This is a genomic window from Hallella mizrahii, assembly GCF_009695775.1.
Lineage (GTDB): Bacteria > Bacteroidota > Bacteroidia > Bacteroidales > Bacteroidaceae > Prevotella > Prevotella mizrahii.
In genome coordinates this window covers 1-24,582 of sequence record NZ_VUNG01000017.1, presented here as the reverse complement: position 1 = coordinate 24,582, position 24,582 = coordinate 1, and the positions used below count along the sequence as shown (strand labels likewise).

Annotated in this window: 17 protein-coding genes; 5 read left to right on the top strand and 12 right to left on the bottom strand. The window is 52.1% G+C overall.

Annotation, left to right across the window (positions count from 1 at the left end):
- Positions 1-63: 63 nt before the first annotated feature.
- The 4 genes from FYJ73_RS07795 to uvrB form a co-directional block, all read right to left on the bottom strand.
- Positions 64-2,394 (bottom strand): putative porin, encoded by a 2,331-nt coding sequence (locus FYJ73_RS07795; RefSeq protein ID WP_154534158.1) that lies wholly within the window; start codon positions 2,392-2,394, stop codon positions 64-66.
- Entirely contained in the window at positions 2,391-2,612 is a 222-nt protein-coding gene (locus tag FYJ73_RS07790; protein ID WP_154534157.1) for a hypothetical protein, read from the bottom strand. The genes FYJ73_RS07795 and FYJ73_RS07790 overlap by 4 nt, the downstream gene beginning before the upstream one ends.
- Positions 2,613-2,699: 87 nt before the next feature.
- Positions 2,700-3,365 (bottom strand): DUF4468 domain-containing protein, encoded by a 666-nt coding sequence (locus FYJ73_RS07785; protein ID WP_154534156.1) that lies wholly within the window; start codon positions 3,363-3,365, stop codon positions 2,700-2,702.
- Between the two features lie 255 nt (positions 3,366-3,620).
- The gene (gene uvrB / locus FYJ73_RS07780; RefSeq protein WP_154534155.1) at positions 3,621-5,660 is read right to left on the bottom strand and encodes an excinuclease ABC subunit UvrB; all 2,040 of its coding nucleotides are present in this window, start codon (positions 5,658-5,660) and stop codon (positions 3,621-3,623) included.
- Between the two features lie 113 nt (positions 5,661-5,773).
- Between uvrB and FYJ73_RS07775 the strand changes: the two genes are divergently transcribed.
- From FYJ73_RS07775 to FYJ73_RS07765, 3 genes are all read left to right on the top strand, one after another.
- Positions 5,774-6,607 (top strand): outer membrane protein assembly factor BamD, encoded by an 834-nt coding sequence (locus tag FYJ73_RS07775; RefSeq protein ID WP_154534154.1) that lies wholly within the window; start codon positions 5,774-5,776, stop codon positions 6,605-6,607.
- A 61-nt stretch (positions 6,608-6,668) separates the two neighbouring features.
- A complete protein-coding gene (locus tag FYJ73_RS07770) occupies positions 6,669-7,025 on the top strand; it encodes a DNA-directed RNA polymerase subunit omega (RefSeq protein WP_154534153.1) in 357 nt (118 codons plus the stop codon).
- Positions 7,025-7,474 (top strand): DUF4293 domain-containing protein, encoded by a 450-nt coding sequence (locus FYJ73_RS07765; RefSeq protein WP_154534152.1) that lies wholly within the window; start codon positions 7,025-7,027, stop codon positions 7,472-7,474. The genes FYJ73_RS07770 and FYJ73_RS07765 overlap by 1 nt, the downstream gene beginning before the upstream one ends.
- A 101-nt stretch (positions 7,475-7,575) precedes the next feature.
- On the opposite strand, the gene FYJ73_RS07760 is transcribed toward FYJ73_RS07765, so the two are convergent.
- The 7 genes from FYJ73_RS07760 to FYJ73_RS07730 form a co-directional block, all read right to left on the bottom strand.
- Positions 7,576-8,391 carry a hypothetical protein gene (locus FYJ73_RS07760; RefSeq protein ID WP_154534151.1) on the bottom strand — a complete coding sequence of 272 codons (816 nt, stop codon included), beginning with the start codon at positions 8,389-8,391 and terminating at the stop codon, positions 7,576-7,578.
- Between the two features lie 46 nt (positions 8,392-8,437).
- Entirely contained in the window at positions 8,438-9,379 is a 942-nt protein-coding gene (locus FYJ73_RS07755) for a patatin-like phospholipase family protein (protein WP_154534150.1), read from the bottom strand.
- A 54-nt stretch (positions 9,380-9,433) separates the two neighbouring features.
- Complete coding sequence (locus FYJ73_RS07750) at positions 9,434-10,978, bottom strand: ATP-binding protein (RefSeq protein WP_154534149.1); 1,545 nt, start codon at positions 10,976-10,978, stop codon at positions 9,434-9,436.
- Positions 10,979-11,213: 235 nt separating this feature from the next.
- The gene (locus FYJ73_RS07745; RefSeq protein WP_154534148.1) at positions 11,214-12,611 is read right to left on the bottom strand and encodes an MFS transporter; all 1,398 of its coding nucleotides are present in this window, start codon (positions 12,609-12,611) and stop codon (positions 11,214-11,216) included.
- A 91-nt stretch (positions 12,612-12,702) separates the two neighbouring features.
- Positions 12,703-14,877 carry a dipeptidyl-peptidase Dpp5 gene (dpp5, locus tag FYJ73_RS07740; protein ID WP_154534147.1) on the bottom strand — a complete coding sequence of 725 codons (2,175 nt, stop codon included), beginning with the start codon at positions 14,875-14,877 and terminating at the stop codon, positions 12,703-12,705.
- Positions 14,878-15,036: 159 nt separating this feature from the next.
- Positions 15,037-16,953, bottom strand: coding sequence for a membrane protein insertase YidC (gene yidC / locus FYJ73_RS07735; RefSeq protein ID WP_154534146.1), 1,917 nt, complete (start codon positions 16,951-16,953; stop codon positions 15,037-15,039).
- A gap of 142 nt (positions 16,954-17,095) precedes the next feature.
- Positions 17,096-18,706 (bottom strand): CTP synthase, encoded by a 1,611-nt coding sequence (locus FYJ73_RS07730; protein ID WP_262280069.1) that lies wholly within the window; start codon positions 18,704-18,706, stop codon positions 17,096-17,098.
- A 179-nt stretch (positions 18,707-18,885) separates the two neighbouring features.
- On the opposite strand from FYJ73_RS07730, the gene FYJ73_RS07725 reads away from it, so the two are divergent.
- Positions 18,886-20,178 (top strand): DUF3078 domain-containing protein, encoded by a 1,293-nt coding sequence (locus FYJ73_RS07725; protein ID WP_154534144.1) that lies wholly within the window; start codon positions 18,886-18,888, stop codon positions 20,176-20,178.
- A gap of 128 nt (positions 20,179-20,306) precedes the next feature.
- Here FYJ73_RS07725 and FYJ73_RS07720 read toward each other — a convergent pair whose 3' ends face one another.
- Complete coding sequence (locus FYJ73_RS07720; protein ID WP_154534143.1) at positions 20,307-22,814, bottom strand: DUF3943 domain-containing protein; 2,508 nt, start codon at positions 22,812-22,814, stop codon at positions 20,307-20,309.
- A 198-nt stretch (positions 22,815-23,012) separates the two neighbouring features.
- On the opposite strand from FYJ73_RS07720, the gene serS reads away from it, so the two are divergent.
- The gene (gene serS / locus FYJ73_RS07715) at positions 23,013-24,305 is read left to right on the top strand and encodes a serine--tRNA ligase (protein WP_154534142.1); all 1,293 of its coding nucleotides are present in this window, start codon (positions 23,013-23,015) and stop codon (positions 24,303-24,305) included.
- The last annotated feature ends 277 nt before the right edge of the window (positions 24,306-24,582 follow it).

The window sequence follows — 24,582 nt, the reverse complement described above, 5'->3', positions numbered from 1 at the left end:
CTAGAATGAAACTACGCGGTGATGTGTTTTTGTCAATATCTTTAATCTTGCTTTACTTCACTGTTAGTTGAAGAAGTTCCAGCTGATGCCAAAGCGGAGCACGCTGCCGTTGAGCGGATAGTGGGGAGCGAAGAAATAGTTTTTCTTGCCTATGCTGGCATTGACGTGGCTCATCATCACGAAGAAACGGGTGTGCTGGAGGTGGAAATTGGCATAGACGTTGATGATCGGGCAGTTGCCGATTTTCACCTTGCTGTCGTTGGCCTGTACGGCGTACTGTCCGATGCCCGGCACATATTCCGGTGCGTTGTACTCGGTGAAGTAGCGGAGGTCACCGCCTAAGTCGCATTTCAGCACGTGGGCAATCTTGAACTTCAGATAGAGATTGGTGTAGACATTCAGCAATGGCAGGGGCAGTGCGTCTTCATCCGTCGATTTCTGCACGGTGGCCACGGTTTCCCAGTTGAGGAGTCCAAAGGTGATGTTCTGTCGTGCTTCGGCTGTGAACACGCTGATGGGCGAGCTGGCTTGGTTGACCGACATCTTATTATATATGCGTTGATCGTTCTCGGTGGTGTAACCCGTGGAGAAATAGGTGTAGTTGTGTAGCTCGTCGAAGGCAAAGCGCAGTTGCGTGCGTGTCTTCTGGTAGTTGAGCAGTCCTTGCAGATGGAGGTGATCGATCATGCTCATGTCCTCATCGTCCCACCAGTAGTGTCGACTCTGATAGTGGCGATAGTAGAATGAGGGTTTCTCGTGGGCGTAGAATCCTGAGGCGGCGAGCGTCATCGTGTCCTTGAAAAGCGGGAAGTTGAGGTCCACGCCGCCGTTGATGTGTATCTCACCGGCGTTGATACCTGCCACGCCGAGCTGTCCGGTCACGTTGTAGTGGAGCGTCTGTCCCTGCGTCTTGCTGAGTTGCGCGCCAATGCTCAGTGCGTTCTCGTTCCAAGAACTGACGCCGGCTGAGTCGGGAAGCGTGAAATGGCGCAGCTCGTGCTCGGCAAAGATCTTTGCCCCCGTCTTGACCCATTTGTTGAACCCTTCGAGCAGCGAGATGGCAAATGTGTTGCGCAATGTCCAACTCTTGGTCTGGTCATAGATAGAGTCGCCGGAGAGCTTCTCGGCTACTGTGTATTTGTCGAGATAATAGTTTCCGGGAGTCTGATAAGCCTCGTAGATGCGTCGGTAGTTGTCAAAGGCGATGGTATGGATGAAGCTGGTGACCGGCACGTATTCGTTTTTGAGCCACGAGGTGTCGGCCTTGGCTTTTTTCTCGGCAGCGATGAGGCTGTCGGCAACTGCCTTGCTGCTGACGCTGATGCGTCCGCCTTTGGCGATGGAGTCGTTCTTGGCAGGACCTTCAGCGATCTTGGCGTCGTCGGGTCTTCCGGCAAACGTCTTCTTGTTCTTGAGATCCTTCTCAGAGAGTTTTGCGCCACGTTTTGCGGCCTCTTTCTCGAGTTTTTCCTTGTCCTTCTTTTCCTGTTCTTCTTTCTTGGACGCCATGGCAAACTTCTTCGCCTTAATCTCTTCGGCGGTCATAGGCACTTTGCGGTTGAATCCGATGCTGTAGCGCTGGGAGAAGAAGACGTGCTGGTTGTCGTTGCGGTTCCAGTTTTGCGTGAGCATCGTCGGGATCTCGTTTTCGGCATAGTTGTCGGTGAAGGCCTCGGGATGCGTGATATAGTCGTCGTTGGTGATACCGCCGTTCTCAGTCACCTTCTCGTGGTTGGTAGAAGCGAGAAGGTGGGCCTGGTATCGCTCTCCAAGGTAGGAGCCGTACATGGTATAGTTGAAATGCGATGCCGCCTGACTGTCGTAATAGCCACGCGCGTAGATATAGTCGAAGTTGAATCCGACGCCGAGTTTCTTGCCAGCGTTGACGCCGAACTTCGCCGTGAAGTGATCTTCACCATTGGTGCGGTCGCCGCAATTGTTGTACGTCAGGTTGGTGAAGGGAGAAAGCGTGTTGGTGAAGTGAAACTCGCTGACGGGCTTTACAAAATAGTCGTAGGGTTGGGTGAAGATAAACTGTCCCTGGCTGTTTCGGTCGATGAAGATGCGTGCCTGCCGTGCCGATCCGAGGTTGCCCGTGGTGTTGTATTCACCACGAAGTCCCGTGGCGAAGACAGTGTTTGGAAACATGTGCGACATGGTGTCGAGGGGTGCGGGCGTGCGGTCGCCAAAGCGTTCGTCAATGGTCCAGACATAGATTCCCTTTGGAATCTCTTTGTCCGATCCGAGCGAGTCGGTGTTGTTTCTTCCGCTTCTGCGGCTGATGTCTCCGTTCTCGTTGATTTGGTTGAAGTTGTCATTGTCTAAGGTGTTTTGCGCCATAGACAGTGAGAAATGGATAGCGAGAAGGAAGAGCAGCGAGAGTATCTTCTTCATTTCAGGAATCTTAAACCGCATTCGATGATTTTGAAAACCATGGAAGCGAGAATGATGATCGTGCCGACGGTATCGTCGGACCAATAGAACACGGCAACGCCGATAATTGCGCCAATCATAAAGATGGCGTTGAGCCAGTTGCGCAACACGGGATATTGTCCCTTTTGTTTGATAGGTTCGAGCCTGCTGCGGTGTTCGATTTGTGAGTTGTCGTCCATCTGTCAATCTTTTGTTTTATGGTTGCCAACCTGTGGAAGGGTAAGTGGCATGGGGGGTGACGCGCGGGTATATTGGGTGAGGAGGGATCAGTATTTGATCTGCAGGGCTTGGCAGAGCTTTCCGAAGATGTTGTCCTTGCGGTCGATGGTCTTTCGGCGGAACTTGCCGCTGCCTTTGAGCAGTTTGGTCTTTTTCTTGTTCAGCGCATATTTGTCCGTGATCCAGTCTTCAGCCTTGACCGACATGCCCTCGGAATCACCGCGGTCCATCTCATACTGATAGGAGATGCGCTCCAGCGTGCAGTGAATGTGGCCGTCGGTAGCCTTGGCGATGATCGTATAGTTAAACACGGTGCGGTCGAGCGAGAGGAAGGTACTCTGAAACACCAGCCACTCCTTGTATCGTGCTGCAATGGTGTGCTCGCCTTTGTTGACCACGGATATCTTGCTGTTGGGGAACTCGCATTGCTCTTGTGTGAGTGCCTGCAGGGCAGCAAAGACGGCGGAATAGATTTGGTCAGCGGTCTTTCCGGGCACATCGCGGTCGAGGGTGAAGACTACTTTCCCGTCTGTTTCGGGTACGGCCCCGGCGAGATATTTGGCATTTTCCAATTTCTTCTGTGCTTCAGCCTTTGCCTTTTGGGCTTGCTCAGCCTTGATCTGTGTAGAGTCTACAGTAGGGGCTTCCCACGTGTTTTGGGCCATGCAAGTCAGGGGCAGGAAGGCCAACAACGCTATGATGATTTTTTTCATAATCCAATGTTTGTCTATATTATTGCAAAGTTACGAAATAATGTGGTATTACAAAGCCGGGGTGTGGGTTTTAACGTTTGTTTGGTATAGAAGAAAGAGAGATGAAAGAAGCTATAGATGCCATAGAAGTTATAGGGCCTCGGATGTTTCCATGATCTTATCCCCGATGATAGAAGCATTAGAAGTCATAGAATTTATAGAGAGGATAGGGCGTTTGAGAGAAGCGACAGGGCGTTTTAGCCCCTGTCTCTCTCATTATTTTTTCAGCTCCAACTCCTTTTCGAGCCTTACGATCTCGTCGCGATATTGTGCGGCTTGTATGAAGTCGAGATCTTTGGCAGCCTGCTCCATGAGCGCCTTGGTGTTGGCGATGCTCTTCTCCAACTCCGGTCTTGTCATGCGCAGGATGATTGGGTCGGCAGCCACTTCAGTGGTTTCTTCCGGTCCGCTGTACGCAATCGGCTTGTCTGTGGCTCGGCGCATGCTCGTCTCCTCGCTCTTGGCCTGTGGCATGGAGCTTTTGATGGCCTTGACGATCTGCTTGGGCGTGATGTGATGTTCCTCGTTGTATTTGAGCTGGATGCTTCTTCTTCGAGCTGTCTCGTCGATGGTTTTCTGCATGCTTTCGGTGATGGTGTCGGCATACATGATCACCTTGCCGTTGACATTACGTGCGGCACGACCGGCAGTCTGCGTCAGTGAGCGGTGGGAACGCAGGAATCCTTCCTTGTCGGCATCGAGGATGGCGACAAGAGAAACCTCCGGCAGGTCGAGACCTTCACGCAGAAGGTTCACGCCGACAAGTACGTCATAGACACCGGCGCGCAGGTCGTTCATGATCTGCACACGGTCGAGCGTGGCCACGTCGCTATGGATGTAGTTGGCCTTCACGCCGTGGTTGAGCAGGTATTCGGTGAGTTCCTCGGCCATGCGTTTGGTCAGTGTGGTGACGAGCACGCGCTCGTCGCGGTGGCTGCGTGTAAGGATCTCGTCGAGCAGATCGTCGATTTGGTTTTCCGAGGGGCGTACCTCTATCTCTGGGTCGAGCAGTCCCGTGGGTCGGATGAGCTGTTCCACGACGACGCCGTCAGCCTCCTGAAGTTCATAGTCGGCCGGTGTGGCAGAGACATAGATGACCTGGTGGATCATCTCGTGGAACTCCTCGAAGCGCAGCGGACGGTTGTCGAAGGCTGCCGGAAGGCGGAAACCATATTGCACGAGGTTTTGCTTGCGGGCACGGTCGCCGCCGTACATCGCACTGATCTGCGGTACGCTGACGTGACTCTCGTCGATGACCATCAGATAGTCTTTGGGGAAGAAGTCGAGCAGACAGTAAGGACGCTGTCCCGGTTCACGGCCGTCGAAGTAGCGGGAATAGTTCTCGATGCCCGAGCAATGCCCGAGTTCCTTGATCATCTCCAGGTCGTACTCCACGCGTTCCTTGATGCGTTGCGCCTTCAGATCATCGCCCATCTCCTTGAAGTAGTCGACCTGCTTGGCGAGATCGTCCTGGATATGACTCACGGCACTGTTGGTTTGCTCCTGCGTGGTGACAAAGAGGTTGGCGGGATAGATGTGATAGTCTTCGAAGCGCTGAAGCGTGTGCATGGTCACAGCGTCGCATTCTTCGATGCTGTCGATCTCGTCGTCCCACCAAGTCACGCGCAGGATGTTGTCGCTATAGGCCATGGCGATGTTTACCGTGTCGCCCTTCACCGAGAAGCAACCACGCTGCAGGTCGATATCGTTGCGGACATAGAGTGCGGTGACGAGCTTGCGCAGAAACACGTTTCGGTCGATTTTCTGTCCTTTTTTGATGTCGATGATGCTTTCCTGCATGGCGACGGGACCGCCCATGCCATAGATACACGACACCGACGACACCACGATGACATCCTGACGACCCGAGAGCAGATCACTGACAGCGGCGAGGCGCAACTTGTCGATTTCCTCGTTGATGGCCAGATCCTTCTCGATATACAGATCCGTAGCCGGAAGGTAAGCCTCGGGCTGGTAGTAGTCGTAGTACGAGACATAGTAGTCCACGGCATTGTTGGGGAAGAATCCTTTCATCTCCTCATAGAGTTGTGCGGCCAGCGTCTTGTTGTGGCTGAGCACCAGCGTGGGCTTGTTGACGTTGGCGATGACGTTGGCGACAGTGAAAGTCTTGCCTGACCCGGTGACGCCGAGCAACACTTGTGCGGGATCGCCGTGCTCGATGCCCTCTGTCAGTTGGCGTATGGCCTGAGGCTGATCGCCTGTTGGCTTGTATTTTGAAGTTAGTTGGAAGTTCATAAGTGCAAATATACGACTTTTATAGCATAGGACGTACATTTTATGCTAAAAAATGTTCTATGCCTTTGTGAATAAAATATTTATATGTAAATTTGCAGTTCAAAAGTGTAGATATGAAGAAAACGTGTCTCCTGACATTGGGTTTTGCCTTGTTGTTCACCAGTTGCGCGCAAGAGTTCAACCGAGTGTATAAGTCAACAGACTATCGCTATAAGTACGAATACGCCAAGGAGTGCTTTGCTGAGGGCAAGTACATGCGTGCCACGACACTTCTCCAGGATCTCATCGTCCCGGAAAAGGGTAGCCGCGACGCTCAGGAATGTCTCTATATGTTGGGCATGGCTGAGTATTGCAGCCGTGACTACGTGACTGCGTCTGAGACATTCAGCAAGTACACCAAGAGCTATCCCCGTGGCTACTTTGCCGAGATGGCTTACTTCTACGTCGGTCAAAGTCTCTACATGTCTACGCCCGAGCCCCGTCTCGACCAGAGCCAGACGGTGCAGGCCATATCGGCTTTTCAGACCTATCTCGATCTCTTTCCCGACGCCAAGATGAAGGAGACAGCTCAGAAACGCCTCTTCGACTTGCAGGATAAGCTGGTGGAGAAGGAGTTCTATTCTGCCCGGCTGTATTACAACCTCGGAACCTATTTCGGCAACTGCTCCGACGGAGGCAACAACTACGAGGCTTGTATCGTCACGGCAGAGAACGCCTTGAAGGACTATCCTTATACCAAGCGGCGCGAGGACTTCGCCCTGCTGATCATGAAGAGCAAGTACGAGCTGGCACAGCAGAGCGTGGAGGCGAAGAAGATGGAGCGTTTCCAGGATGCAGAAGATGAAGCCTACGGCTTTGTCAACGAGTATCCCGATTCGAAGGATCGCAAGCTGGCAGAAGAATATATTGCCAAGTGCAAGAAGATAACCAGTACGGCGAAGGACTGAAGCCCGTCCGCCTATTGACGTCAATACAAGATAATCAACTAAAGATAATACAATAGATAGAATGGATTATAGAAAATCAAATGCTCCGGTTAACACCGTCACCCGCAATGTGATGGACTTGTGCAAAGAGACTGGTAACATCTACGAGAGTGTGGTCATCATTTCGAAGCGTGCCAACCAGATTTCTGTTCAGATCAAGGAAGACCTGAGCAAGAAGCTCTCGGAGTTCGCTTCCTACAACGATTCTTTGGAGGAGGTCTTTGAGAACCGCGAGCAGATTGAAATCAGCCGCTATTACGAGAAGTTGCCCAAGCCGTCGTTGCTGGCAACACAGGAGTTTATCGAAGGTAAGATCTACTGGAGAAATCCAGCTGACGAGGTGCCCGCCGACAGCGAGCGTAAAGATGATCTGATCTGATGATACAACGCAAGCAAACTGTTTTCCTGCTGTTGGCATTGGCAGCCATCATTGTCTGCCTCTGCCTGCCGTTGGGAGCCATCGAGCCTAAGGGTATGGGCGTTCCTGCACTGTTCTATAATGTAGGACTTTACGCCAACGGTGGCTATCAGATTCATCCGCTTCTTTTCGTCGACTTGGTGATCACGGGTGCGCTGACACTGGCTTGCATCCCTCTGTTTAAGAAACGTAAGATGCAGATGAAGATTTGCGTGGCCAACATCGTGCTGACATTGGTGTGGTATGGCTATTACGCTTTCTGTGTCCTTCACCTTTTCAAGGGTATGGGCACGTTCCATCCGCGCTTTGCCGGATGTCTGCCGTTTGTGGCTTTGATTCTTTTCGTTCTGGCTTATCGAGGCATTAAGGCTGACGAGGATCTTGTCCGTTCGATGGACAGAATCCGATAAGCGACGACACATTATTATATATATAACCAACAAGCCCCCTTGCCGCATGGTTGCGGAAAGGGGGCTTGTCGGTTCTGTGGCGCGTAAAGATGGAGCAATGATTACAGCCCCAGTCCTTTCAGAGCCTTTCCTGCAGCCTTGTTGACGGCATCATTAGCCTTAGACGCCGCTTTGTTGACCTTTTCAGCAGCCTTGTTCTGTGCTTTTGTCACAGCTTCATTGGCTTTGGAAGCTGCTTTGTTAGCCTCTTCGTTGACTTTGTTCTCGGCAGCCGTCTTGGCGTTGTTGACGGCTTGGTTGGCAGCCTGCTCAGCGGCAGCCTTGGCAGTGGCGGGAGCAGCCTCGATAGCGGCTTTGGCAGCGGCGGGTGCATTCTTCAACACGGCGGCGGCAGCTTCAGCGGTGGCAGCAGCGGCAGCGCCCTTCTGCAGGTATGGAGAAGCGAGGTTCACGACATCTTGGGCGACAGCCTTCTTGGCTTCGTCAGCGGTAGTGGCTGCTGTCGTCGGCAGGTTCTCGATGTTGTTGATCAGGTCGGCGATGGTGGTGTTGTTAGTGGCTACGCTCTTCAGCGTCTGCTCATTGTCCTTGACGAATTTCTTGATGGCGGCACCGTAAGTCTTTGCTTCATCGAGTTTGCCGGCGTTGACCAGTGTCTTATAGGTGGTAGCCAGGTCTGCCAGTGCTGTGGTCACCTGTTTGGGATCTTTCTTCTCAATGGCGCTTGTGGCCTGAGCGGTCAGCGCGTTGAGTGTGGACTTGATCTCAGGAGCAAGAGCTGTGGTGTCTATCTGTTCCGTGCTGTCGGCTGTTGCCGTTGAGTCTGTAGCCTCGGCAGCAGACTTTGTCTTGCTTCCTCCGCAGCTGGCAAACAGCATTGCAGCTACGGCCATGACTAACATAATGTTCTTTTTCATGATTTTGATGGTTGAAAAGTGATTAGTATTTTATGTTTAAGACTCGCTATTCCTCGTAGTCATCAAGTACCTTCTTCATCCTTGCACGTCCGATGGCGATGAGACGCTCGGATTTGTCATAGTCGGAGCCGCTGAACCTGCGCATGGGGATGTCCAGGAGAATATCAGGCGGACAAAGTCTGAGCATGAGCTGTGCGTTTTGGTGAATCATGATGCTGGCGGTACGGTTCAACAATGTAAAGTAGTTGAAGTCGAGTTTCAAGCCTCCTGGTACGATACGGTTGAGCAGTTGCAGTGTACGGGAGGATGCCATGCGCTGGCGTTCGGCGGTGCGCTTCAGTTCCAATTCCCCTTCATAGTCATGTCCGCAGACGTTGACGGCCACGAGCAGGTCGCTTTTATGTCGCTCCACGCGGTTGAGAGGCAGAGGATTGGTCGTGCCTCCGTCGATGAGCAACTTGTTGCCAAGGTGCATGGGCTCGAAATAAGCAGGCAGAGAGATGCTTGCACGGATGGCCTCATAGAGGGAGCCGTGGCGGAAGACCACCTCATGGCCGCTTTCCCAGTCTGTGGAGATGGCGGCATAAGGAATGGGCAGTGTGTCGATGTCGGTGTCGGGAACAATGGTTTTAAGCGTGTCGATGATGCGTTTGCCTTTGACCAGATGATCCAGGCTGGGGGAGTAGTCTGTCAATTCCCGAATCTTCCGCTTGTCTATACTCTTCATCCATTCCCTGAAGGTCTCGAGGTTTCCGGTCGCATACATGCCGGCGACGAGAGCACCCATCGACGTCCCGGCAATGGAGCGGATGTGGTATCCGCGGTCAAGAAGCTCTTCGATGGCACCGATATGAGCCAGTCCTCGTGCGCCTCCACTGGAGAGCACAAGTGCCACATCCTTCTTCCGGCCACGTATGCGGCGGATGACGGTATCCTTCACTTCTGTGAATAAATTGAGCAGGTTGCTGCTTTCTGTACTCTCTGTCATGCTTTCTGTTGTTTCTTCTTGGGGCTTTATGGTGCCCAAATCATTTGTTTGACTCTATTCCTTGATCTTCCACTCATCGATACAGCGGTGCTCCCGTGAGAAGTTGACACCGATCTTCACGATCTTGCGGCCATCGGTGGCAAAGGGCTTGGCGTAGCCTTTGTCCTCAATCTGCTGTAAGGCGGTGTCCGCACTTTGGTCGTATTTGAACTCGAAGATGTAGATATAGTCCTTTGTTTTCACGATCATGTCGATGCGACCGTCGGAAATCGTGCGCTCCACCACGGTGTAGAAGCCAAGTAACTTCGTGACGATGTAGAACGCATTTTGGAAATACAGTTCAGCGTTGCCTACGATCTTGTAGTCCGTGTCGGCGAAGAGCACCTGCATGCGCTTCATAAATTCTTCAGGCTTGCCGTTGCGCAGAGCAAGCACAAAGTTGCGGACATACATCGGTGCTCCCTCGCTGCCGGTATGAGCATAGTAAGGTAGGAGATAGTTGGCGAAGCCCTCTTCCACCTCTTCATTGGGAAAGCCGAGCGTATAGACCTTGAACTCCTCGTCGTAATCCTTGATCGTCAGGTAGCCGCTTTGGTAGATGACTGGAATCGGATTGCGGTCCATGGCATCGATGGAGTTGAGCATGTCCGCAGATACCTGTTGCTGCGTGAGGTCAGGAAGATAGAAATTCTCTCGTTGCAACAGTTGTACGAGGAATGTCGGCGTGCCTGTCTCAAACCAAAAGCTGCCGAATTTATTGGCGCGGAAGGTACTCAGAAGACTGAAGGGATTGTAGACGCCCGTGCCATATTCTACGAAATGATAGCCGTCATAGCGTTTTTTCAGTCGTGCGCAAGCCTCCTCGTAGCTGATGTCGTAGCGGTCGGCGAGCTTCTGAATGCCCTCTTCGAAATAGCGGTGCATCTCTTCCTCGGTGATTCCGCAGAGCGTGTCGTAGCTCTCGTCCATGGAGATGTCGGTCAGATTGTTCAAGTCTGAGAACACGCTGACCTTTCCGAACTTCGTCACTCCGGTCAGAAGAGCGAAACGGATGTATCTGTCCTGCGTCTTCAGCGCGCCATAGAAGGCTTTCAAGGTATTGCGATAGGCTGTTTGTAACTTGTCGTTGTTGATAGCCTGCAACATAGGCTTGTCATATTCATCGACAAGGATCACGACTGCTTTCCCCTCTTTTGTGGCTACTCGGCTGATGATGCCTTCAAAGCGCTGGGCAAACGTGACCTCATTGGGATTTCTTCCATATTGCTGTTCCCAATGCGAGAGGAAGAGGTTCAAACGGCTTTCCAATACTTCCTGTGAATCATATTTGTCGGTGTTGAGATCAAGATGCAGCACAGGATAAACCGTCCAGTCCTTCTCAAGTTTATCGATAGCTAAACCATGAAACAACTCCCGCTTGCCGCTAAAGTAGGCTGCAAGTGTGGACATGAGCAGTGATTTCCCGAATCGGCGAGGACGGCTTAGAAAATAATAAGTCCCCTCTTGCACGAGCTTGTATATGAGTTCTGTCTTGTCGACATACTCATATCCATTGTTTCGTAGGCTTTCAAAGTCTTGTATTCCTATGGGATATTTCATGGTTTAAATCTCTTTGTTGATGACTCAAGACATTCTCGTCCTTGCAAAGCTACAAAAAATATTTTATGTAGCAAACGTTTCGTACTGCTTTTAGAATAATAAAAGTAATGATGGCAAATATGAAATACACCAAAAGAATAAGCGGAGAATAAAAAAGCATGGAACTTGCAGATGACAGCAAGTCCCATGCTTCTAATAGAATGACTTACGACTCCTTATAGAGTGTGGTCGAAGTTTATTTCTTGATGTTGGCGTCCTGTAGTCCGTAGTGCTTCTTCTTGTCTACGGCGATCAGCAGGAGCGAGATGACGACAGCTGCCACACCGAAACCGCAGAAGATGCTCATACTCGTGGTGTAGCTCGGATCTGCGCCGTTGACCTTACCGATGAACATAGGTACGAGAGCCAATCCAATGTTCTGAATGTAGAAGATGATGGCGTAGGCAGACCCCAAAAGCTTCATCGGGATGATCTTTGGCACGCTCGGCCACATGGCAGATGGCACCAAGGAGAAGGCGACACCCAAGATGATCATGATGATCACGGCAAACCAACCATAGGGCAGGATGTGGATAGCAAAGATAAAGTGCACGGCAGCCAACATGGCCGAGCCGATGAGCATCAGCGTGGCGCCCTTGCCAATACGGTCGTAGAGTGAGCCGAAGAGCGGTGTAAGCAAGAGGGTACCGAAGGGAATCAGACTCGGGATACTACCGGCCATATCCTCAGAAACACCGTAGTTGGCAATCATCAGTTTGGTTGCGAACTTCAAGAAGGGGAAGACACCGCTGTAGAACAGCAGGCAGAGGAGACAGATGCACCAGAAGCCTGGGTTGGAGAAGATGTACTTCAGATCGCGGAAGTGGAAGTCGTCGTCAGTCTCCTCGTCGAGTGTTTCTTTCTCTTTCTCGAACTCTTTTTCACCTTTGGCTTCCTCTACGCTCTTGTCAAGCTTCTTGTCCATGACCGTGTAAACGATGAAGGACAGGAAGCCGATCACCAGCAGCACTAGGCCGAGGAGCACCGGAGCACCAACCTTACCGCCGAAAGCTTTGGCAAAGGGCAGTGCGCCCATCATGGCACCCGCCGTTCCCAATCGGGCGAGGGCTACTTGAATGCCCATGGCGAGCGCAAGCTCGTGACCGGTGAACCACTTGGTGATGATCTTCGACACGGTGATACCGCAGATCTCGCAGCCCACGCCAAAGATGGCAAAGCCCAGAGAGGCTACTGCCGCAGACATGGGCAGGGAGAAGTTGACAAAGCTCAGGGTGAAGCGACTGTCGCCGAAGTCACCCGTCACACCATAGTATTTGATGAAAACACCAATCACCATCAGACCGCAAGCCATGATTCCTGTGAAGCGGATACCCATCTTGTCAAGGATGATTCCGCCGAAGAACAGCATGAGCAGGAATACGTTGATGAGACCGTAACTGCCGGCGAAGAAGCCATAGTCGTCTGAGGTCCATCCCAGACCACCGGCTGCTACGGGCTTGTCAAGAAGTACTTCCAGTGGCGACATCACGTCGGTGATGAAGTAACCGGTCATCATGGTGAATGCGACAATGAACAGGGCTGTCCACCGGGCGCCCTTGCTGTCGCTGAGGATACGTTGAATTTTCTCTGTCATAATAGAATTCTCTCTGTTTCTGAATCCGTGAGAGAACCCTCCTTGCTTCTCTCACGGATGTCGTTTGATATGTCTTTTAATTGATTGCGATTTATTTCTTGTCTTTCAGCCAGCGGTCGAGCCAGTTGAAGAAGGTGCGTTGCCACAAAATACCATTCTGTGGTTTGAGTACCCAGTGGTTCTCGTCGGGGAAGATGAGTAGCTCGGCGGGAATGCCACGCATGCGTGCGGCGTTGAAGGCTCCCATGCCTTGGTTGGCATTGATGCGGTAGTCCTTCTCGCCATGGATGCAGAGAATCGGCGTGTCCCACTTGTCGACGAACTTATGCGGACTGTTTTCGTAGGTGCGCTTAGCGTTGGCAGTCATGTCCTTATTCCAGTAAGCGTCGTCATACTCCCAGTTGGAGAACCAGTCTTCCTCTGTGTCGGTGTACATCGACTCGAGGTTGAAAGCACCGTCGTGAGCGATGAAGCACTTGAAGCGCTTGTCGTGATGACCGGCAAGATAGTACACGGAGAAGCCACCGAAAGAGGCGCCTACACAGCCCAGACGGTCTTTGTCGACATAAGGCAAGTTGGCTGTTGCGTCGTCGATGGCGCTGAGATAGTCGTTCATACACTGGCCTGTCCAGTCGCCGCTAATCTCTTCGTTCCACTCAGAACCGAAGCCGGGAAGGCCACGGCGGTTAGGTGCTACGACGACATAGCCGTGAGCGGCCATAATGGAGAAGTTCCAGCGATAGCTCCAGAACTGTGAGACGGGACTCTGAGGACCGCCCTCGCAGTAGAGCAGGGTAGGATATTTCTTGGTAGCGTCGAAGTGTGGCGGCAGGATAATCCAAACGAGTTCCTGTTTGCCGTCGGTTGTCTTCACCCAGCGCTGCTGTATGGTCGGTTTGGCAAGCTGGTCGAGGATGTGATCGTTCTCAGCAGTGAGACGGATCGCAACGCTCTTCTTTTCAGTCTTGTTGATGTTGACCTGATAGATGTCGTCAGGGTCTGCCATGGAGTGACGCGTAGCGATGAGCTTACCAGGAGCCAAGAGTTTCAGTGAGCCGAAGTCGTGCCAGCCGTCAGTGAGCTGCTTGACGTTGCCACCGAGATCGGTCTGATAGATATTCACGCAGGCGTGCCAGCAGCCCAGGAAGTAGAGCGTGCGGCTGTCGCTGTTCCAGATATAGTCATCGACATTGGAGTCGAACTTCTCCGTGACGTAGCTTTTCTTGCCTGTGGCAAGTTCCATGACACAGAGACGGTTGCGGTCGCTCTCATAGCCGTCGTTTTTCATGCTCTGCCAGGCAATGTATTTGCCGTCGGGAGAGAACTTCGGGTTGACATCGTAACCTACCTGCATATCACCAGTCTGATGGTTGACGGCTTGGTTGCGCATGGTCTTTGTCGGGTCGATCTTCGGTTCTTTGTATCCTTCCGGCTTGCAGAGGTTGCGGGTCGCGCGCGTATCTATATTATATAGGTATATGTCGGCATCGGTAGAGATGGCGTATTCCACACCCTCTTTCTTACGGCAGGTGTAGGCCACCTGCTTGGAGTCGGGGCTCCATGCCAACTGCTCGATACCGCCGAAAGGAGCCATTGGGCACTCGTAGGGCTGCCCCTCAAGGATGTCAACACCGTCGTCAGCCTTGTCGCCATTGACGTTGGCTACGAACGGATGCGGCATGCTCTCGACGTAGTGATCCCAGTGACGATAGTTCAGATCCGTGACGAGACGCCCGGTAGCCTTTGGCAGGTCATCAGGATTCTTCTGGATGCTGCCGTGATAAGGGAGACTCTTGATGAGGATCACCTTGCTGCCGTCGGGCGAGAAAAGGAATCCCTCGATGTCGATCTTGCTGTCGGTCATCTTCACGCGGTCGGTACCGTCGGCGTTCATCTTCCACAGCTGTCCGTCGCGAAGGAAGGCGATCTTCTTTCCGCCCTCAATCCATGCGGCGTCTGTCTCGCTTTTGCTGTCCTTGGTCAGGGCTGTTGCCTTGGCAATCCTCTTGCCGGCTTTCAGCGGCTGCACGAAGAGCATCGTATGGCTTTTGTTTTCCTTGACACTATAGTAGCTCACCTGGTAGACCAGCGTCTTGCCGTCGGGCGAGACAGCATAGGCACCGATGCGCCCCATGGCCCACAGGGCCTCTGGCGTCATCTGGTCGCTGGCGAGCGTGATGTTGTTTTTCTCAATCATCGTCTGTGCTTTCATCGTTGGGGTACCAAGAAGCATGGCACCCAGCACCATTGCTATTGCTTTATTCATGGGAGTAAGTTGTATGTAGGAAAGAAGTAGTTTCCTGCTTTTCTCAAGTCAGTATATGATTTCCAAGCAGCAGGCTGCTTCGTGAAAAATGAGTAACGATATCGGACGCCGGCCTCATGCCGGGATCTTCTTCGTTACTCATTATTATATATAGCGGCACTATTTCTTTCCGTTTCTTTTGTTTTTCAGTTCTTCCTGGCGGCGGCGGTTCTCCTCCATCTGCTTTTGCTGCATTTCCTGGAGAGCCTGCATACGTGCCATCATACCCTTCATCTTCTTCTGTGGGTTAGCCTGGTTCTCTTTGTAGCGAGCCTCAAGGATAGCCAGCAGCTTCTCGTCGTTGGTGGTCTTGCGCAGCACGAACATGATGCCGGCCGACATGATCAGCGAGACGAAATAGTAGAAGTTCAGACCTGAAGAGTAGTCGTTGAACATAAAGAAGAACATCAGTGGCATGAGATACATCATCCATTGCATGGCCTTCATCTGTTCGGCTTGCTGACCGACCATCTGATCTTTCTGCAACTGCATGGTAAACCAAGAGTAGATGATCTGGGCACCGCAGAAGAGAATACAGGTCAGACTCAGGTGATCGCCGATGAGCCAAATGTTGCTGTGCCATTGGATGATCGGGTCATACGTCGAGAGGTCGTGCATCCAAAGGAAGCTCTGACCACGCAACTCTATGGCGTTAGGCACAAAGTTGAACATTGCAATCCAGATCGGCATCTGTATGAGCATCGGCAGACAGCCGGAGAGTGGGGATACACCGTACTTGGCGTACTCTGCCATCATAGCCTGTTGCTTCTGCATAGCATCCTCGGGCTTATCGTATTGCTTGGTTGCCTCGTCGAGCTTCGGCTTGAGCACGCGCATCTTGGCGGAACTCATATAGCTCTTTTTCACCATCGGATAGGTGATCACCTTCAGGAGCAGGGTGATGAGAATCAGCACTACGCCCATGGGGAACCATTTGCTCAGCCAGCTGAACACGTAGATTGTGAACCAGCGGTTGATGATCCGGAAGAGCGGCCATCCCAAGTAGACGAGACGCTGCATCTGCAGATCGTGGCCAAAAGTACTTTCCTTCTCCACCTTTTGCAGCAGGCGGAAGTCGTTAGGACCGAAGTAAAACTCGAACTCCGACGGTGTCTTACCACTCGGGTCGAAGAAAGTCTTCATCTTAGCCTCGTATTGCTTGAGGTATCCAGAGCCTTTCTCCTGCGGGATGGACGTCATCAGGGAGTGACCCTGGAAGTTGTTCTTGGCAATCATCACGGCGGAGAAGAACTGATTTTTAAAGGCCACCCAGTCTATGCTGTCCTCGATGTCCTCGTCGATCTTCTGCGATGTCTCGCTCAGCTTGTCGGTACCACCTTCCACATTATGGTAGGTGAGGGTAGCGTAGCGGTTCTCGAAGTTGAAGCCTTTCTCCTGCTGACGGCACTTGTCTTTCCAGTTCACGTCCATTGTGCTGGTGCCTGGCGCGAAGAGTCCCTCCATGCCTTTGACAGCCATCTGCATGTGGAGCATATAGTCTTTGCCGAGGCGGTATGCCAGCGTGACGGTCTTGCCTGGAGCAGCGGTAGCTGTGAAGGTGACAGTAGAGTCTGTCACATTGGAAGGCACGAAGTAGAGGTCGGCAGTGGAGATGTTGATCTCCTTGGCAGCCATGGTGTAGGTGAGGCTCTGATCCTTGCCCTGGAAGAGGGTGACGTGGTTTGCCTCAGTGATGTTGTCCTTATAGTTGTTGATGATCGCCTTGGTGACAGTGGCACCTTTGGTAGACAGCGTGACAGCGACTTTGCTGTTTTTCAGCACGATGTCCTTGGCTTGTCCGGTCAGGGCAGCGTGGAAGAGGGCTGTGGTGTCCGCCGCGATCTTCTGCTTGGCAGCCTGCTGGCGGTTGAAGGCAGCCGTCTTGGCGTTCTGCTCAGCCTGCTGTCGCTTGGCCTGTGCGATGGAGTCTTGCACAAATTGTGCACGCTCCTGCTCTTTAGATGGCTTCGCGTACCAGCTGTAGCCGATAAGCACAAGCGCGATGAGCACGAAGCCGATAATGTTGTTCTTATCCATAAATCTATTCTCTCGGGTTTTGACCCGAATCATGTTTAGTTCAAAAGGAGATCAAGAATTAGAGAATTATAGAACCATCTTCTGATTCTCTCCTTCTCTAATTCTTGATGTATGAAGTGTTACACGCACTTCTTCTCAGTACTTATTTCTTCTTTTGGTTGGCGATGGCCGTCTTGACGAAGTCGACAAAGAGCGGATGTGGCTTGAGCACAGTGCTCTGATACTCGGGGTGGAACTGGGTGCCGATATACCATTTCAACTTAGGTATTTCCACGATCTCGACGAGATCGCTGTCCGGGTTACGGCCCACGCACATCATTCCCTTGTCTTCGTATTCCTTCTGATAGTCGTTGTTGAACTCATAGCGGTGGCGGTGACGCTCACGTATATTCTCCTGCTTGTAGATAGAGTATACTTTCGAGTCTTTGCGGAGCACGCAGTCGTAGGCACCGAGACGCATAGTACCACCCATATTGGTGATGTTTTTCTGCTCCTCCATGATGTCAATGACGTTGTGCGGTGTCTTTTCGTCCATCTCGCGCGAGTTGGCGTCGGCATAGCCGAGCACGTTGCGTGCAAACTCGATGACCATCATCTGCATACCCAGGCAGATGCCGAATGTCGGCACATCATGGGTACGGCAGTATTTGGCAGCCACGATCTTACCCTCAATACCACGCTGTCCGAATCCCGGGCAGATGACGATGCCGTCCTGTCCTGCCAGTTTCTCAGCGACATTGTCGGAAGTGATATACTCCGAATTGATGAAGGTGATGACCGTCTTATGGTCGTTGTAGGTACCGGCCTGTGATAGGCTCTCGCGGATACTCTTATAAGCATCCTGCAAGTCATACTTTCCGACGAGTCCGATGTGCACTTCCTCTGTGGCCTTCTTGCGTCGCTCGAGGAAGGAACGCCAGGGACCGAGTCCTGGTTTCTCGCCGATGGGCTCACCGACTTTGCGCAGGATGGCAGCGTCGAGGCCTTGGTTCTGCATGTTCACCGGCACCTCGTAGATGCTGGGGAGATCTTCGCTCTGGATGACGCAGTCGAGGTCGACGTTGCAAAAAGCAGCCACCTTTTTGCGAACCTGGTCAGGCAGATGTTTCTCAGTGCGCAGCACGAGGATGTCGGGCTGGATACCTACGCTCTGGAGTTCCTTGACGGAGTGCTGTGTCGGCTTGGTCTTCAACTCGCCGGCGGCTTTGAGGTAGGGCACGTAAGTAAGGTGCACGCAGACGGCACGCTTGCCGAGTTCCCATTTCAACTGTCGGATAGCCTCCATGAATGGCGCGCTCTCGATGTCACCAATGGTACCTCCGATTTCGGTAATGACGAAGTCGTAGTGGTTTTTCTGTCCGAGGAGCTTTACATTGCGCTTGATCTCGTCAGTGATATGTGGCACGACCTGGATGGTTTTGCCAAGATAGTCGCCGCGGCGCTCCTTGTCGATGACGCTCTTATAGATGCGCCCTGTTGTCAGAGAGTTGGCCTTGGTAGTCTGAATGCCTGTGAATCGCTCATAGTGTCCAAGGTCGAGGTCGGTCTCCATACCGTCGACAGTCACATAGCATTCGCCGTGCTCATAGGGATTGAGCGTACCTGGGTCGATGTTGATGTAAGGATCGAATTTCTGGATGGTGATGTTGTAGCCTCTTGCTTGTAGAAGCTTACCTATTGAAGACGAGATGATGCCTTTTCCTAACGAGGAAACCACACCGCCTGTGACGAAGATGTACTTTGTTTCTGCCACCATTGTCAATATTTTGTTGGATTTAATTGTTGAATACGAAAGAGTTACTCGATCTATAAAAGATGTTGCAAAGTTAGCATATTTTTATGAGATGTACAACAAAAACAAAAATTATTGTTATCTTTGCAACGTTAAGACAATATAACGAATCATTAAAGAAAGAAGGAGTTGAAGAAACGATGTCGCATAGAGAAAGTCATAATCTGTTCCGCCCGGCGGTTTGCTTGTTGATAATCGCTCTGATACTGTCGTCTGCCATGCCGGCGGCTGCGCGTTCAGTGGCCTATCGTCATGCGCTGTTGCAGGGTCGAGGCAAGTTGGTGACGGTCTATATGGACTCTTTGCGTTTGTTTTCTGACTCACTCTTTCGCGACAGTGTGAAGGCTTCGCGGCCCTTGTATGAGAGCACCACTGCACCGTTGTTTCTCCCGATGACATTCTATCGAGGTGTTGCTCATCGCGCTTTCTCTCTCGACGGGACGCTGACGCCTACCGACGCGTCGCTGCTCTGGGTTTATCTTCATCGTCCGGGAGCGGTGAAGACAACGCAGCGCGACTTGGAAAAAACAGGTCCCGTGCTCAGACCCACGACGATTACGGAGCATCCGGCAACTGTTGTCAAGCCTACCAAACCGGAGGAACCGGAGTATGTGCCCATGGATATGGTGGTGTTTAAACCCAATTTCTGGACTTTCGGCGGCGATTATTACTTACAGTTTCTTCAGAGCTATATCTCACCCAACTGGTATAAAGGGGGCGAGGGAAACTATTCCGCTGTGGGCTCACTGACGCTTGAGGCACATTACGACAACAAGCAGAAGTTGCGTTGGGACAATAAGTTGGAGATGAAGTTAGGTATACAGACGACTAAAGGAGACTCGCTCCACAAGGCCAAGAGTACAGAGGATCTTCTTCGATATACCGGTAAGCTCGGCTTGCAAGCCACGAAGCACTGGTACTATACTTTCCAAGTGATCGCCACAACACAGTTTCTGCGGAAGTACGATACCAATTCTCCGAGGGTGAAATCTGACTTTATGAGTCCTTTCAACTTCAATGTCTCGCTCGGTATGGACTATAATGTCAGTGCTTTGAAGAACCGTCTGACGGGTTCCATCCACTTGGCTCCAATCGCTTATAACCTCAAGTATGTAGGTCGCCAAAGCCTTGCCCAGGCCAATGGACTTGAGGAAGGGCACCACACTCTTCACGACTATGGCTCGCAGTTTACGTGTGACTTGAAGTGGAAGATTTGGGACAACTTCATGTGGCAGACCCGTCTCTACGGCTATACCACGTATAAGCGTTCAGAGCTGGAGTGGGAGAACACGTTCACCTTCTCGTTCAACCGCTATATCTCGGCCAAGGTCTATGCCTATCCCCGCTTCGACGACGGTGTGAATCGCGACAAGAGTTTTGGCTATTGGATGCTCAACGAGTTTGTGTCCTTCGGCTTTTCCTATGATTTCTAATCGATTTATCGAAAGGATGCTTTGCTGAAGCAGCAGTCGGCTTTTACCCTTTCGTTATCAATAAGCATCGGGTGAGCAGCAATGATGGCGGCTCACCCGATGTTTGTTTTCAGGCCTTTGCTCTTCTGCTAAAATCTGTAGAGCAGTCCCAGTCTGGTTTCGAAGGTATGAGCCCTGACGCTGGGGTGATAGCTATAATAGGTATATCTGCCATAGTAAGCCCCTTGCCACTCGATGCCGAAGTTGTTTCTCAGTTGGAATACAAAGCGAGGGTTGAAGACCAGCAACTGCGCGTCGCCTTTGTCGCCTTGCGCGTTGAGGTAGAGAGGATTGGTGTGCTCCAGGTCTTTACCCTCATATCCTTTCCATGTATAGATGTGGTAATAGTCCACAAGCAGCGAGAAGTAGCCGAGGCGAGGGAAGACCATTTGGGTCTTGGACTTGAGACTGAATCCCGATCCCATGTTATAGTCGCGGTCGATCACGTTGTAGTAGTCGCTCTTCGTACCGCCGAGTAGGATGAGATCGGCAAAGACAGCCTGTTCCAACCGCTTGAGATTACCCACTTGCGGGAATTGCCACATCATACCGGGACCGAAGGAAGCTGCTTCTGATATGCGGTAAGGGGTCTTGTCGCTGCCGTTTTTTACGGGTTTCGAGTCGTAATAGTTGAAGTGCTGAAATATTCCGACGATCGTCTTTCCTTGTTTTCCGTCATATACGGTGTGGCTCCAGAGTTTACCGAGCAGGTGAAGGTTGTTGATGAGCGGCTGATTGCCGGTGAATCCCGCGCAGGCGTTCAGGGTGAAGAAGTCGTAGGGCTGCGTGTTGCTGTCGTCGAAGGCATCGCCATAGTGCAGGTCGAACATCAGGTAAGGCTGGTTTTCTCCTCGGAAGATACCGCCTTGGTCAGCGAGATAGCGGTCGCCGACGGTCATGGCAAACTCCACGGGGATGCGGCTGAAGTCGTGGTACATGTACTTGTCCTGCCGCACGTTCCACGCGTCACCGTCGATGATTCTGTTGAGCCCTTGCATGGGGTTGGTGACGAAAGCAACCGCCTCTCGTAGGAAGCGACGGAAGCCACGTGAGCGATCGTTGAGTACGAGTGCCGATACGCGGTGCATGACTTCACCGATGCAAATGCCGCCGAAGGTGGTAGCCAGCACATCGTTGATGGCCGGTGGCTCCACTTCACCGCAGAACTCCCACATCAGACTTCCTCCAAGAGCGTAAGGCGCACTCTGCCAGAAGTTCAGTCCGTTGCTGCGAGCCGAGTTGAAATAGAGGTTGCCGTGGTAAGGATGTGCAAAGAGGTTCGTCGAGAACTGATCGTTGTCCCACACGAAGGCGTGGTGCCAGTTGTGTGCGATGCTTTTGAAAGTAACCTGCGCAAAGTCTTCGTCCATGACGAATCGGTCGAAGCAATGCACGAAGACGTTGATGCCAACCGCCTCTGCCGCCGCGCGCAGCCATCTTTTCTTGGTATAGTCAGGGTCGCTCCATCGGTAGAGGCTGTCTTCCGGTGTCAGTGCCAGCTTGCCGAGCATAAACTCCCGGTCGCGCTTTCTTTCCTCGTCCCAAAGAGCCTGATGGTCGGGATCGTGGTGATAGCGCAGTGCCAGTCCTGCCTCGATGATCGGGCGTGAACGGAAGTTGGTGTGCGATCCATAGTGTCTTGTGGTGCCGTATCCGGCGGCGACAAAGGCACCGAGATTGTCGTTGATGGCATAGTCGGCCGTCAGGCGTGCCTGTAGCGAGTACATACGCCGTGGCGTGTCGCCTTTGTTTTGAAAAGTTTCCACGTGTCCGAATCCTATGTCTCCACCGAGTGTCCATCGTGGTGCAATGCCCCAGTATCGTCCCATGCGGTAGAAGAGCTCGCCCGAGAAGTCCTCGTCGAGTCCCAGGAAGTGAGAGCCTATGCCGACCATCGTGTAGGTGTGGGGATTGCGGAAGCGCAGGGCGAGGTTCAGACGGGTGGAGGTTCCGACATACGGCATCACGTCGATGCGTGTCTGTGGGTTGATGTTGATGAGTCCGATCTTGCGTGCTTCCGGGTCTCGCGTGTAGTTGAACAGTCCTATCTGTACGCCCCTCGGATGGCTCTGCGCCACGTTGAGGATACCGATTTGCGTTCCCCGCAGCGTGTCGGCATAGTTATAGGTGCTGAGTTGCAGTCCTCTCATCTTTCCGGAGCTGATGTTTGCGATGGAAGAGAACTGCATTCCTTGTCTGACGCCCATGGCGATGTTGGTGATGGGGCTGATCTGAATGCCTTTCATCGGCGTGAAGACGATGTTGTTGAAACTGGCGATCTGTACCCCATTGAAGGCGTGAGCCACATTGGCAAGGGTTGCGAGCATGAAACCGTCGGCCCGCCCGCGCACAGCACCGAGAAACATGCCGTATTGGAAACCGTGAAGCGTGTCGACCTCGCTGAGAAGTCCTATATTCAGCGGGGAGCAGAGTGTAGAGTCGGGATGATGGTGGTGAATGCCGACAGCCACGTTAGGCAGCCGGTGACCTTTGGGCGTCTGAGCCTGTGAGGGACAGATCCAGACCCATCCGATGGCCAACAAAAGTCCCCATAACGCATGGTGGACCAGTTGCTTTTTCTCTTTTCCGTAATCCATCTCTTATATTCTTTTATCTTATAATACAAATGTCGAAACCATCAAATCTTACCATATTCAATATTGTATCATTGCAAAGATACGTTTTTTTGTTGTAATCAACGGGTGTTGCAAGCGTTTTCTCGTATAAATTTTGCCGTGAGCGTTTTTTTTTGTACTTTTGCCCCAAATAAGGAAATATAATCAATAAACAGCTATATGCTTACACTTAAACTCATCAGTGAGGAAACTGAACGCGTGATCAAGGGCTTGGAGAAGAAACATTTCGCCGGAGCCCGCGAAGCTATTGAAAAAGTATTGGAGTATGACAAGCTGCGCCGCGAGAGCCAGCAGAAGCTGGACAGCAACAAGCAGCACCAGAATCAGCTGTCAAAGCAGATCGGCGGCCTGATGATGGAAGGCAAGAAGGACGAGGCCGAGAAGGTCAAAGCAGAGGTGGCTGAGCTCAAGGCTGCCGACAAGGCACTGCAGGAGATCATGGACAAGGCTCAGGCCGACATGACCAACGAACTGCTCCAGATCCCAAATATCCCCAACGATCTTGTACCTGAAGGCAAGGATGCCAACGACAATGTTGTCGTCAAGGAGGGCGGTCCAATGCCAAATCTCGGCGACGACGCACTGTGCCACTGGGATCTGCTCAAGAAATATCACCTTGTAGACTTCGACATGGGTGTGAAGATCACGGGTGCCGGCTTCCCGATCTATGTGGGCAAGATGGCCCGCTTCCAGCGTGCTTTGGAGGCTTTCTTCCTCGATGAGGCCCGCAAGGCCGGCTATCTCGAGGTCCAGCCGCCGTATGTTGTCAACGAGGCATCCGGTTACGGCACGGGTCAGCTGCCTGATAAGGAGGGACAGATGTACCACTGCAATCTCGACAACCTCTATCTCATTCCTACTGCCGAAGTGCCTGTGACCAACATCTTCCGCGATGAGATCCTCGACGAAAAGGATCTGCCTATCAAGCGTTGCGCTTATTCTGCCTGCTTCCGCCGTGAGGCTGGCTCCTATGGCAAGGATGTTCGTGGCTTGAACCGCCTGCATCAGTTCGACAAGGTTGAGATCGTTCGCATCGACACGCCGGAGCACTCTTACCAGAGTCTTGACGAGATGCTCGCTCATGTCGAGGGTCTTGTACAGAAACTCGAACTGCCTTATCACATCCTCCGCCTGTGCGGTGGTGACATGAGTTTCACTTCCTCTATCTGCTACGACTTTGAAGTATGGAGTGGCGCACAGAAGCGTTGGCTCGAGGTCAGCTCTGTTTCAAACTTCGAGAGCTATCAGGCCAACCGTCTGCACTGCCGTTTCCGTCGTGCCGACACCAAGAAGACGGAGCTCTGCCACACGCTCAACGGTTCTGCTTTGGCACTGCCGCGTATCGTTGCCGCCATCATTGAGAACAATCAGACGCCCGAGGGCATCCGCGTGCCGAAAGCACTCGTGCCTTACTGCGGCTTTGAGATGCTCGACGATAAGAACTTCGAGTAAAAGAACAGGCTCACCAGCTTACACTACAGCCTCACCCCCCTCACCCCCTCTCCAAGGGGAGAGGGGGAGTGAAATGCTGGATAAACAATTCTAATACACCCGTTTTGTAGATGACAGTGTAGGGACGGCTCGCCCCTACACTGTCATCTTTTTCCTGTTTTCCACGTTAATAGCCGTTAACGGCCGTAAATCATTAAAAATCAATAAAGTGACACTTTGTATTTGGATTTTTGGGTGGCGCAAGCTATCTTTGCATCATGTTCGTACACAAGAAACG